The organism is Curtobacterium sp. MEB011, assembly GCF_030209655.1.
Lineage (GTDB): Bacteria > Actinomycetota > Actinomycetes > Actinomycetales > Microbacteriaceae > Curtobacterium > Curtobacterium poinsettiae.
Map to the genome: position 1 here is coordinate 68,773 of NZ_JARVRN010000009.1, position 12,315 is coordinate 81,087.

General features: G+C 70.5%; 10 protein-coding genes. 1 reads left to right on the plus strand and 9 read right to left on the minus strand.

Annotated elements, in window-relative coordinates; translation table 11 throughout:
- Positions 1 to 2 precede the first annotated feature (2 nt).
- The 7 genes from QRN30_RS11965 to dusB form a co-directional block, all read right to left on the minus strand.
- Positions 3 to 1,700, minus strand: coding sequence for an ABC transporter ATP-binding protein (locus tag QRN30_RS11965; protein WP_284761133.1), 1,698 nt, complete (start codon positions 1,698 to 1,700; stop codon positions 3 to 5).
- Complete coding sequence (locus tag QRN30_RS11970) at positions 1,697 to 2,776, minus strand: ABC transporter permease (protein WP_042539014.1); 1,080 nt, start codon at positions 2,774 to 2,776, stop codon at positions 1,697 to 1,699. The genes QRN30_RS11965 and QRN30_RS11970 overlap by 4 nt, the downstream gene beginning before the upstream one ends.
- 2 nt (positions 2,777 to 2,778) lie before the next feature.
- Positions 2,779 to 3,855, minus strand: a complete 1,077-nt coding sequence (locus QRN30_RS11975) for an ABC transporter permease (protein WP_082046916.1) — start codon at positions 3,853 to 3,855, stop codon at positions 2,779 to 2,781.
- A 117-nt stretch (positions 3,856 to 3,972) separates the two neighbouring features.
- On the minus strand, positions 3,973 to 5,589 hold the full coding sequence (locus tag QRN30_RS11980) for an ABC transporter substrate-binding protein (RefSeq protein ID WP_194590594.1): 1,617 nt from the start codon (positions 5,587 to 5,589) through the stop codon (positions 3,973 to 3,975).
- A 614-nt stretch (positions 5,590 to 6,203) separates the two neighbouring features.
- A complete protein-coding gene (dnaG, locus tag QRN30_RS11985) occupies positions 6,204 to 8,120 on the minus strand; it encodes a DNA primase (RefSeq protein WP_017886693.1) in 1,917 nt (638 codons plus the stop codon).
- Positions 8,121 to 8,160: 40 nt separating this feature from the next.
- Positions 8,161 to 9,456 (minus strand): deoxyguanosinetriphosphate triphosphohydrolase, encoded by a 1,296-nt coding sequence (locus QRN30_RS11990; RefSeq protein WP_017886692.1) that lies wholly within the window; start codon positions 9,454 to 9,456, stop codon positions 8,161 to 8,163.
- The gene (gene dusB, locus QRN30_RS11995; protein WP_017886691.1) at positions 9,453 to 10,619 is read right to left on the minus strand and encodes a tRNA dihydrouridine synthase DusB; all 1,167 of its coding nucleotides are present in this window, start codon (positions 10,617 to 10,619) and stop codon (positions 9,453 to 9,455) included. Before dusB ends, QRN30_RS11990 begins: the two co-directional genes overlap by 4 nt.
- Positions 10,620 to 10,666: 47 nt before the next feature.
- Here dusB and QRN30_RS12000 point away from each other — a divergent pair, with 47 nt between their 5' ends.
- Positions 10,667 to 11,152 (plus strand): aminoacyl-tRNA deacylase, encoded by a 486-nt coding sequence (locus QRN30_RS12000; protein ID WP_071251408.1) that lies wholly within the window; start codon positions 10,667 to 10,669, stop codon positions 11,150 to 11,152.
- Positions 11,153 to 11,271: 119 nt separating this feature from the next.
- On the opposite strand, the gene QRN30_RS12005 is transcribed toward QRN30_RS12000, so the two are convergent.
- Both QRN30_RS12005 and QRN30_RS12010 read right to left on the minus strand, forming a co-directional pair.
- Positions 11,272 to 11,481 carry a hypothetical protein gene (locus QRN30_RS12005; protein ID WP_071251407.1) on the minus strand — a complete coding sequence of 70 codons (210 nt, stop codon included), beginning with the start codon at positions 11,479 to 11,481 and terminating at the stop codon, positions 11,272 to 11,274.
- Positions 11,478 to 12,212 (minus strand): DsbA family oxidoreductase, encoded by a 735-nt coding sequence (locus QRN30_RS12010; RefSeq protein ID WP_071251406.1) that lies wholly within the window; start codon positions 12,210 to 12,212, stop codon positions 11,478 to 11,480. The genes QRN30_RS12005 and QRN30_RS12010 overlap by 4 nt, the downstream gene beginning before the upstream one ends.
- Positions 12,213 to 12,315: the final 103 nt, after the last annotated feature.

The window sequence follows — 12,315 nt, forward strand, 5'->3', positions numbered from 1 at the left end:
GGTCAGGACCCGACGTTCTCCAGTCGCTCCAGCGTACGCCGTCGCTCCGCCTGCTCCGCTGGGTCGGGCACCGGCAGCGACGCGAGGAGTCGCTGCGTGTACGGGTGCTGCGGGGCGCCGAGGACCTCGGCCGTCGTGCCCGTCTCGACAAGGTCACCGCGGTAGAGCACGGCGATCCGGTCGGACAGCGCGCCCACGACCGCGAGGTCGTGGCTGATGAACAGCGACGCGAAGCCGAGGTCCTGCTGCAGTTCGAGGAAGAGCTCGAGCACCCGAGCCTGCACCGAGACGTCGAGCGCGCTCGTCGGCTCGTCGGCGATGAGCAGCTTCGGCCGGAGCGCCAGCGACCGGGCGAGCGACGCGCGCTGGCGCTGCCCACCGGAGAGCTCGTGCGGGTAGCGGTCGCCGTACGCTGCCGGCAGCTGGACGGCCTCGAGCAGCTCGTCGACCCGCTTGCGCGCGGCGCGGGGGCTCGAGACCTCCTTGTGCACGACCAGCGGCTCGGCGACGCACTCGGCGATCGTCAGCAGCGGGTTGAACGAGGTCGCCGGGTCCTGGAACACGAACCCGATGTCCTTGCGCAGGTGCTTGAAGTCGCGTTCGCGGTACCCGAGCATCTCCGCGCCGAGGACCGTGAGCGAGCCGCCCGTGACCTTCGTCAGACCGGCCATGGCGCGGCCGATGGTGGTCTTGCCCGAACCGGACTCCCCCACCAGGCCGAGGACCTCACCGGGACGGATCGCCAGGTCGACGCCCTTGACGGCCTTGAACGCCGGCGAGCCGAGCCGGCCGGGGTACTCGATCTCGAGCCCCTTCGCCTCGACCAGGGGCGTGACGTCCTCGGAGATCGCGGCACGCCGGGCCACCCCGGTCGACGCTTCGAGCCGCGGCACCGCTGCGAGCAGCCGCTTGGTGTAGTCGGCCTGCGGCGTCGCGAAGAGCGCCGTCGCCGTCGCCTCCTCGACGATCTCGCCCTGGTACATCACGGCGACGCGGTCGGCCAGGTCGGCGACGACGCCCATGTTGTGCGTGATGACGACGATCGCCGTGCCGAACTCGTCGCGGCACCGGCGCAGCAGGTCGAGGATCTCGGCCTGCACCGTGACGTCGAGCGCGGTCGTGGGCTCGTCGGCGATGATGACGCTCGGCTCGAGGGCCAGTGCGCTCGCGATGACCACGCGCTGCTTCTGCCCGCCGGAGAACTGGTGCGGGTAGTGGTCGACGCGGGTCTCGGGGTCCGGGATGCCGACGCGGCCGAGGTAGTCGATGGCCTTCGCCCGTGCTTCCTTCTTGGACACGCCGCCGTGGGCACGGAGCCCCTCGGCGATCTGCCACCCGACGGTGAAGACCGGGTTGAGCGCGGTCGACGGCTCCTGGAACACCATCGCCCCGGCCGTTCCGCGCAGGCTGCGGAGCTTCTGCGCGCCGACGCTCACCACGTCGGTGCCGTCGAGCAGCACCGCGCCGCCGAGTGTCGCCGTCTCCGGCATGAGCCGCAGCATGCTGCGGGCCGTGACGGACTTGCCGGAGCCGGACTCGCCGACCAGGGCGAGGACCTCGCCGGGGCGGACGTCGAGGCTGACGCCCTTGACCGCGTCGACGGCGCCGCCGTCGGTCGCGAAGGTGACGGTCAGGTCGTCGACGACGACGACCGGCTCGGTGGTGGTGTCGCCCGGTTGCAGGCGGGTGGTCGGTGTCATGCGCCCGTCCCTTCCGTGTCGTTCCGCGTGTCGGGCGCTGCGTCGGCGTCGGGCGATGCCTTGCCGTCGGGGGTGTGGCGCGCGTCGCGCGCTGCCTCGGTGCCGCGCGCGTCGCTCGTCGACACCAGCTGCTTCAGCCGTCGGCGTGCACGCAGGCGGGGGTCGGAGATGTCGTTCAGGCTCTCGCCGATGAAGGTCACGCCGAGCACGAGCACCACGATCGCGACACCCGGGTACACCCCGGTCCACCAGACGCCGCTCGCGACGTCGGAGAGCGCGCGGCTGAGGTCGTAGCCCCACTCGGCGCCGGACGTCGGGCCGATGCCGAACCCCAGGAAGCCGAGCCCGGCCAGGGTCAGGATCGCGTCGCTCGCGTTGAGCGTCAGGATGAGCGGCAGGGAACGCGTCGAGTTCCGCAGGACGTGGCGCGTCATGATGCGCCACGGGTTCGTGCCCATCACGCGCGCCGACTCGACGAAGGCGTCGTTCTTCAGCCGGACGGCCTCGGCACGGACCACGCGGAAGTACTGCGGCACGTAGACGACGGTGATCGAGATCGCCGCGGCGATGATGCCGCCCGAGTAGCTCGAGTTGCCGCCGGAGATCACGATGGACACGATGATCGCGAGCAGCAGCGACGGGAACGCGTAGATGGCGTCGGCCACGACCACCAGGACGCGGTCGAGCCAGCCGCCCAGGTACCCGGAGACCATGCCGAGCAGGACGCCGACGATGATCGAGACGATCACGGCGACGATGACGACGAGTACGGCCGTGCGGGCGCCGTAGAGCACGCGGCTGAACACGTCGAAGCCGCCGACCGTGGTGCCCCAGATGTGCTCGGCGCTCGGTTCGCCAGTGCGGGGGAAGCTCTCGCCGTCCGCGCCCTGCAGCTGGCCGAAGCCGTACGGGGCGAGGAGCGGGGCGAACACCGCGACGAGCAGGTACAGGGCGCAGATGACGACGCCGACGATGAGCATCGCGCGCTGCCAACCGGTGCTCTTGCGGAGCTGGACCACCACCGGGAGCCGCTTCCAGAGCGGCTCGTGGCGGTCGACGAGGGTGGTGTCGGCCATCGTCAGAACCTCACTCTCGGGTCGATCAGGGCGGCGACGACGTCGACGATGAAGTTGGTCACCGCGACGATCACCGCCAGCATCGCGACGATGCCCTGCACCGCGACGAAGTCACGGGCCGACAGGTACTGGTTGAGTTCGAAGCCCAGGCCGCGCCACCCGAAGGTCGTCTCCGTGAGCACCGAGCCGCCCAGGAGCATCGCGATCTGCAGCCCCATCACGGTGATGATCGGCACGAGCGCCGGACGGAACGCGTGGGTGCGCACCAAGCGCGACTCGCGCACACCGCGGGACCGGGCGGCGTCGACGTACTCGGAGCCGAGCGACCCGATCATGTTCGCGCGCACCAGGCGCAGGAAGATGCCGGCGGTGAGCAGGCCGAGCGTCAGCGCGGGCAGGACGGCGTGCTGGAGCACGTCCCCGATGACCTCGGCGTTGCCGGTGCGGAGCGCGTCGACGATGTAGATCCCGCTCGCGCCGGGGATGCCGTCGAGGATGAGCGACACCCGGGTCGACGCGCGGTCGCCCAGGGGCAACCAGTCGAGCCACACCGAGAAGACGAGCTTGAGCAGCAGGCCGCCGAAGAACACCGGGGTGGCGTAGGTCAGGATCGCCAGCGCACGGAGCAGCACGTCCGGCCACTTGTCGCGGGTGTACGCGGCGAGCATGCCGAGCGGGATGCCGAGCACCAGCGCGACGATGAGCGCGTAGAACACGAGCTCCGCGGTCGCGCCGCCGTACGTGACGATGATGTCGGTGATCGGACGGTTGTCCGTCGACGAGGTGCCGAAGTCACCGCGCAGGATGTTGCCGAGGTACTCGAAGTACTGCACGAGCACCGGTCGGTCGTACCCGGCGGCGTGCAGGCGTTCCTGCAGCTGGCTCGGCGTGAGCCGGCCGCCGACCGACGCGGTGATCGGGTTCCCGATGACGCGCATCAGGAAGAACACGAGCGTCACCAGGATGAAGACGGTCGGGATGATGAGGAGGAACCTGACGAGGATGTACCGGCCGAGTCCGCCGCCACTGTTCTTGGCACTGCGTTGTGCCTGTGGCTTGGTGGGATCGGTGCCGTTCACGTCCTGCGTTGCCTCGGGAGTGCTGAGGGTCACGGGGTGGGTGCCTTTCGTCGCCGTTGCACAGGCACGCGGGCGTCCCTCGTGGGAACGCCCGCGGCCTGCACGTGGGGCTTGGTGCTACTTGCTCAGGGTGGCGTACCGGAACTTGAACGAGGCGTCGAGGGTCAGGCCCTTGACGTCCTTGCCGGCGACCGCGACGGACTTGCCCTGCAGCAGCGGCAGCGTCGAGATCTGGGTGGCCTCGCGTTCCTGGGCCTGCTCGATCAGGTCAGCACGCTTGTCCGGGTCGGACTCGGCCTGCTCCTTCGCGATGAGGTCCTGGATCTCCGGGTCGTCGTAGTGGTTCTGGACGAAGTTCTCCTTGGTGAAGAACGGCGACAGGTAGTTGTCGGCGTCGGAGAAGTCCGGGAACCAGCCGAGCTGGTAGACGGGGTAGGCGTCCTTGGTGCGCTCCTGGGCGTAGGTCGTGTAGACCGTGGACTGGATGTTGACGGTGAACAGGCCGGAGTCCTCGAGCTGCTGCTTGAGCAGCGCGTACTCGTCGTCCGACGCCGAACCGTAGTGGTCGGGCGCGTACTGGATGTCGAGCTGCACCTTGCCCGTGACACCGGCGTCCGACAGCGTCTTCTTCGCCTTGGACACGTCTGCGCCGCCGTCGCCGTCGCCGTACATCTCCTTGAACGGCTGGACCGCGCCGGTCAGGCCGTCCGGGACCATCGAGTACAGCGGGGTGAAGGTGTCGTTGTAGACCTCCTTCGCGAGCTGGGCACGGTCGACGACGTCGGCAGCGGCCTGACGCACGGCCAGGGCCTTCGCCTCGTCGGCGTCGTCCTGCCCGGTGCCGAACGGCTGCGTCTTGAAGTTGAAGACCACGTAGCGGATCTCGCCGCCGGGGCCGTCGGTGACCTTGAGGGAGTCGTCTCCCCGCAGGTCAGAGATGTCGGTCGGCGTCAGGGAGCGGTACGCCACGTCGACGTCGCCCTTCTGCACGGCGAGCTTGAGGTCGGTCTCCTTGGTGTAGTAGCTGGCGGTGACCTCGTCGGTCTTCGCCTTGCCGAGCAGGCCGTCGTACTTCGGGTTCGTCTTGTACTGGATCGTGTCGTTCTCCTTGTAGGAGCTGATCTGGTACTGCCCGGCGAAGGCCTTGCCCTTGACGATGTCGTCGGCGCTGGTGAGCTTCGTGGCGCTGAAGACGTCCTCGTCGACGATCGGACCCGCGGGGCTCGAGAGCACCTGCGGCCAGGTCTGGTCGGCGTGGTCGAGGGTGAACACCACGGTGGTGTCGTCCGGGGTGTCGATGCTCTTGAGGTTGGCCAGCAGCGACTGCGGACCGTTCTCGTTGTTGATCTTCAGTTCGCGGTCGAACGAGAACTTCACGTCGCTCGACGTGAGCTTGTTGCCGTTGGCGAACTCGAGCCCGTCCTTGAGGGTGACCTCGTAGGTGGTCGGGTTCGTGAACTCCGCCTTCGTGGCGATGTCCGGCTCGACGTCCGGGCTCCCCACGGGTGTGTTCATCAGGAACGGGAACACCTGGTTCTGCACGGCGAAGGAGCCGTTGTCGTAGGAACCGGCCGGGTCGAGGGACGTGATCTTGTCCGTCGTCCCGATGCTCAGGCCGTTCAGTTCGGTGTCACTCACGCTGCTGCTCGCGCAGCCGGTCAGTACCAGCGCCGTCGCTGCTGCACCGGCGCCGAGCGCGATGCCGCGCTTGCCCCACTTGGTCACGGATGCCATGTCCGCTGCCTCTCTGGTCATGATTGCAAGAGTCCTGTGCCGGAGGGTGGAACGTCTGTGTGCCCGGCCAGGAACGCTCATTGGTATCACCCTGTCACGGAACAGAACGAACCGGGGGCGATTTGTTTACACCGCTGTAATGCACGGGCTGATCGCGTGATGCATGATTCCGCCGGAGTCGAGCGGCGCGTCACGCACGAAAGTTGCGTGGTGCAACCTGGGTGTTCGGGCGATCGAGGTCGCACGGACTGCCGGTTGTTGGTCCGTCGTGCACCGGTTCGCGCGACCTCGTCGAGGTGCCCGCCCCGCCCGGAGGCTCGTCCCCCTCCCGCCACGCCCCGCATCCCCGCCAACCGGTCACGACTCGCCACCCGCCCCGCCCCGCGCGGTCACGTCCCGTCGGCCGGACCCCGCCCAGCCGACGGTCTGCGACCACTCGACGCCTCACGCACGGCACGTCCTGACCACGCGCGGACCCCCCGGGGCCGCACGGACCGCCGCCCGCGGGCCCGCCGCACGACAGTTCACGCGCCCCCGGCGACGCACGCGCGGCGTGTCGTGCGCCGGACGCGGGCACGCCCGCTCACCCCGGCCACAAGCGGCACGACGAGCGGCTAGGACGCCTCGGCGTCAGCGCGCAACCGCATCCGCTGCCCGTCGATGTCGACGAGCTGCCGCTGGATCTCGGCGCGACGCTCGGCCTGCTCGTGCGGGTCGGCACGCTGCAGCTGCCCCAGCAACGAGGCCTTGCGGGCGAGCAGGTCGCGCTCGACCAGGGCCACGACGATGCTCCGGCAGTAGGCCGCCAGGTCCTCCGCGTTGCGCGCAGGGATCGGCGCGAGAGCGAGCTCGTGGGTCAGGGTGCGCAGCGGCGCCGGCACGTCGGCGAGCAGCCGGTCGAGCCAGTCCCCCGCACCGATGACGTCGACGTTCGCGACGACGGCGTCCCGCACCGCGGCGAGCATCGGGGTCGAGAACGTGGCCGACGCGGCGAGTCCGAGCATCGGTGCCCCGACGGACGTGGGCTGCTGCACCATCGCCATCACGGCGTCGCGCTCCATGCGGCTGATGGGGTCGTTCGGCAGCGAGCGGATCCCGGCGACGGGCTCGTCGGGGGTGTCGGCTGCGTCGGTGCCGGTTCCGGCACGGCCGTCGCGCCCCGAGCCTGCGGACCGGTCGTCCTGCCCGGACCCCGCACGGCGTCGGGCGGTCTCGACCGACCGACGGACCTCGGGGATCTCCATGCCGAGCCACCCGGCGAGTTCGCGCACGTAGCCCTGCGTCAGCGAGCGGTCACGGATACCGGCGAGCACGGGCGCGGCCGCACGCAGGGCACCGACGCGCCCCTCGACGGTCTCGAGGTCGTGGCCGTCCAGGGTGCGGCGGATCATGAACTCGAACATCGGGCGCTTGTTCGTGACCAGTCGGCGGATGGCGTCGTCACCGCGCGCCAACCGGAGGTCGCACGGGTCGAGTCCGCCGGGCGCGACGGCGACGTAGGTCTGCGCCGCGAAGCGCTGTTCCTCCGCGAAGGCACGCGAGGCGGCACGCTGCCCGGCTTCGTCCGGGTCGAACGTGAACACGACCTCGCCGTTGGCGTTCGGGTCGGCGCCCGCCAGGTCACCGAGCATCGGCCGCAGCACCTTGATGTGGTCGACCCCGAACGACGTGCCGCAGGTGGCGACCGCGGTCGTGACGCCCGCGACGTGGCAGGCCATCACGTCGGTGTAGCCCTCGACGATGACGACCTGTTTCTGCTTCGAGATGTCGCGGCGGGCGAGGTCGAGCCCGTAGAGCACCTGGCTCTTGTGGTAGATCGGGGTTTCGGGCGTGTTGAGGTACTTGGGGCCCTTGTCGTCCTCGAGCAGGCGGCGCGCGCCGAACCCGATGGTGGCTCCGGTGACGTCGCGGATCGGCCACATCAGGCGCCCGCGGAACCGGTCGTACGGCGAGCGGTCGCCCTGGCTGACGAGACCGCCGGAGACGAGTTCTTCCATCGTGAAGCCGCGCCCGCGCAGGTGGTCCTTGAGCATGTCGTAGGACTTCGGGGCGAAGCCGACGCCGAAGTGCTGGGCGGCCGAGGGGTCGAACCCGCGCTCCCCCAGGAACCGGCGGGCGGGGTCGGCGGCAGCCGTGGTGAGCTGCCCCGTGAAGTACTCGAGCGCGGCTTCGTTCGCGGCGATCAGCCGTGCGCGGGTGTTGTAGTCGGTGCGCGGCCCGTCGCCCTCTTCGTAGTGCAGGGTGTAGCCGATCTTCGCGGCCATGCGCTCGACGGCCTCGGCGAAGGTGGTGTGGTCCTGCGCCATGATGAAGCTGAAGACGTCGCCGTCCTCGCCACAACCGAAGCAGTGGTAGCGGCCGACCTGGGGCCGGACGTGGAACGACGGGGAGCGTTCGTCGTGGAAGGGGCAGAGGCCCTTCATCGACCCGACGCCCGCGTGCTTCAGCGTGACGTAGTCGCCCACGACGTCGGCGATGTTGACACGCGAGCGGACCTCGTCGATGTCGTTCCGCGCGATCCTGCCAGCCACCCCTCGATCCTAGTTCGTGGGACCGACGTCGGCGGACCGGTCAGACGGCGATGTGGACCGGTTCACGGTCACCCACCACCAGACGTCGGTGCCAGGCGAAGGCGCCCTGGTCGGTCAGGCTCGCGACCTGGTCGACGACGGCGCGCAGTCGGCCGGCGTCGTCGTCCGCGGCGTGCCAGTCGGCGGCGAACCCCGGCTCCAGGTCGGACGCACCGGTGGCCGCCAGTGCGTCGAGCAGTTCGGTGAGCACGCGGCGCTGGTCCTCGTACACGGGCTGACGGTCGCCCTGGGTCATCACGAAGGCCGCGACGATGCCCTTGAGCACCGCGATCTCCCCGATGATCTCGGGTGGGGTGACGACCGACGCGGCGAAGCGCACGAGCGACCCCGAGGCGTAGGACTCGCGGGTGGCGGCCGTCGCGGTGCGCGCGAAGCGTCCGATCAGCTGCGACGTCAGGTTCTTCAGGCGTGCGGCGTCACGGCGGGAGCCGTCGTACGCGGTCATCCACAGGGGCAACGCACGCAGGCGGTCGAACGCCTCGAGCAGCTCGTCGCGGCTCAGGTCGTCGCCGACCCAGGCGTGCATGGCGGTCACGATGTCGTTCTCGCCGACGCGGTCCCCCAGGGCCGCGACGTCGATGAACCCGGCGACGACGGCGTCCTCGAAGTCGTGCACGGAGTACGCGATGTCGTCGGCGAGGTCCATGACCTGCGCCTCGATGCACCGCTGACGACGCGGAGCACCGGCGCGGAGCCACTCGAAGGCGTCGTGGTCGTCGTCGTAGAAGCCGAACTTGGTGCGCCCGGACGACGACTCCGACACCCCCTGCGCAGCGGGCCACGGGTACTTGCAGCTGGCGTCCAACGATGCGCGGGTCAGGTTGAGCCCGAACGGACGGTCGACGTCGGCGCCGGGCCGGACGCCGTAGACCTTCGGCTCGAGCCGCGTGAGCAACCGGAGCGTCTGCGCGTTGCCCTCGAACCCACCGATGCCGCTCGCCCAGGCGTTCACCGCGGTCTCGCCGTTGTGCCCGAAGGGCGGGTGCCCGATGTCGTGCGCCAGGCAGGCGGTGTCGACCACGTCGGGGTCGAGCCCGAGCGAGTCGGCGAGCTCGCGGCCGACCTGCGCGACCTCGAGCGAGTGGGTCAGCCGGTTGCGGGCGAAGTCGAGCCCCGCGGTCGGGCTGAGCACCTGGGTCTTGGCGGCCAGACGCCGGAGCGCGCTGGAGTGCAGCAGTCGGGCGCGGTCACGGGCGAAGTCCGAGCGGCGGTTGCCGTGCTCCTCGGGGAGCCAGCGCTCCGCGTCGGCCGGGCCGTACGAGGCGGTGGCGCTCATCCGCCGCTGTGGTGCAGTTCGGCGGCGGCCAGGACCTTGCGGAACTCGGAGTCGACGTCGCGGCTCTCGAGCCAGCGGTCGGGCAGGGCGGTGCGCTTGGGGTGACCGGCACGACCGCGCGGCCCCTCGGCGTCGGCACCCGGGTACGGCGCGTCGTGGTCGAGCTGGCCGAGGAAGTCGTCGATCTCCTGCAGGCTCGACGCCATCGCCAGGCCGGACCGGACGTCGCTGCCGATCGGGTACCCCTTGAAGTACCAGGCCACGTGCTTGCGGATGTCGCGGCAGGCGTGCTCTTCGTCGCCGAAGAACTCGACGAGCAGCTCGGCGTGCCGGCGGAACCCGTCGGCGACCTCGCCCAGGGACGGCATGTAGCGCAGGCCCTCGCCACGGAACGCCGCGGCCAGGTCGCCGAACAGCCACGGGCGGCCGAGGCAGCCACGCCCGACGACCACGCCGTCGGCGCCGGTCTCGTCGATCATCCGGAGGGCGTCGGCGGCCGACCAGATGTCCCCGTTGCCGAGGATCGGGATGTCGGTCACCGTCTCCTTCAGCGTGGCGATCGCCGACCAGTCGGCGTGCCCGGAGTAGTGCTCGTTCGCGGTGCGGGCGTGCAGCGAGACCGCGGCGACCCCGGCGTCACGCGCGATGCGGGCGGCGTCGAGGTAGGTCAGGTGGTCCTCGTCGATGCCCTTGCGCATCTTGACGGTGACGGGGACGTCGCCCGCGGCGCGCACGGTCTTGGTGACGAGTTCGCGGAACAGGTCGAGCTTCCAGGGCAGGGCCGCGCCGCCGCCCTTGCGGGTGACCTTGGGCACCGGGCACCCGAAGTTCAGGTCGATGTGGTCGGCACGGTCCTCGCCCACCAGGATCGACGCCGCTTCGGCCACGGTGTTCGGCTCGACGCCGTACAGCTGGATCGACCGCGGAGTCTCGGACTCGTGGTGCTGGATGAGCTGCATCGACACGGGGGTGCGTTCGACGAGCGCCCGCGAGGTGATCATCTCGCACACGTAGAGCCCGGCGCCGTACTCGCGGCACAGCCGGCGGTACGCCATGTTCGTGATCCCGGCCATCGGCGCGAGCACGACCGGCACGTCGACCTCGATCGGGCCGATGCGCAGGGGGCCGCCGACTCGCGAGGCGGGTGCTTGTGTGATCGTCATACCTGACCCATCTTCCCACGTCGGTGCGCGCCGGTAGCGTTCTCCACATGACGACCGACGCCAGCACCCGGTTCGACGCCGACGCCCAGGCCCGCCGCCTGCCGGTCGAGGTGGTCGAGCGACCGGCCGCGGACTCCCTGCACCAGGCCGCCGAACTGCTCGGCATCGAACCCGGCGACATCGTCAAGACCCTGGTGGTGAAGCGCCACGACGGCGGGTTCCTGCTCGCCCTGGTGCCGGGCGGGCGCAGCATCGCCTGGAAGAAGCTGCGCACCGTCGTCGGGGTCAACAAGCTCTCGATGCCCGACGCTGCCACCGCGCTCGGCGCGTCCGGCTACGAACGCGGGACCATCACGCCGATCGGCGCCACGGGTGACCTGCCGGTGTACGCCGACGAGCGCATCGTCGGACGCAGGGTCGCCCTGGGCGCCGGACGCCACGGCGCGAGCGCCTTCGTGGACGCGGACGCACTCGTCGCCGCCTACGGCGCAACCGTCGCCGACATCACCGACGAAGAACCGCAGCGCGACTGATCGGCCTGGCGACCGACGGATCGCGCCCCCGCACAGCCGTCGCGCCCCGCAGGGTCGGGTCGCAACGACCGCACGGGGGCGCGGGACCACCGGCGCGCGACGCGCGACCGACGGAAGCGTCAGTCCGGCACCTCGGTCCAGTCGCCCTCGGCACCGGCGAACGATCCGGCGTCGATCAGGCACGAATCACCGTCGCAGACCGGCGCACCGCCGGCCGTGACCAGCGTGAGCAGGCCGGGGCGCGCCTCCAGACCGGAGATCGCATCCGGGACCGACGGGGCGGACGGGAGGCCCGCCCCACCCCCGACGGTGGCCGTCGCGTCCGTCATCGGGTCGCCGCCACGTCCGCGCTCGCGTCGTCCGCAGCGCGCTCGGCCGCCGAGGCGACCTCCTCCGGCGTGGTCTCGCGGAGCGCGACCACCTGGCGGAGCACCTGCTCGAACGCCGAGGGGTCCTGGGCACCGGAGACGCCGTACTTGCCGTCGATCACGAAGAACGGCACGCCGTTGATCCCGTAGGCCTGCGCCTGGGCCTGGTCGGCACGGACGGCGGCGAGCTGGGCGTCGTCGCGCAGGGTGCTGAGGACCTCGTCGCGGTCCAGGCCGATCTCCGCCGCCAGGTCGGCCAGCGAGGACTCCTGGCCGACGTGCTCGCCGCGCTCGAAGTAGGCGGTGAACAGGCGCTCGACCATCTCGAGCTGCTTGCCGTGCTGCTTGGCGAGGTGGATGACCTGGTGGGCCTTCACGGTGTTGGTGTGGTGCATCGCCTCGAAGTCGTAGTCGAGCCCCACGCCTGCGGCGATGCCCGTGACCTGGTCGAGCATCTGCTGCGCCTGGTCGACGGGCATGCCCTTGTGGCCGGACAGGAACTCGGCCTCGGTCCCCTCGAAGTCGACGGGGGTGTCCGGACTCAGCTCGAAGGAGTGGTACTCGACCTCGACCGGACGGCCCTCGGTCGAGGCGCCGAACGCGGCCACACCGGCCTCGAACTTGCGCTTGCCGATGTAGCACCAGGGGCAGGCGATGTCCGACCAGACATCGACCTTCACGGAGTCGTTCATGCTGACCCCAACGCGCTCGTGCGCCGCGCATTCCCGTCGCCGGCAGCAGAACACCGGTGTTCGCAGGTCGAACACCCGATTGCGGGTGTGCAACGCACGAACA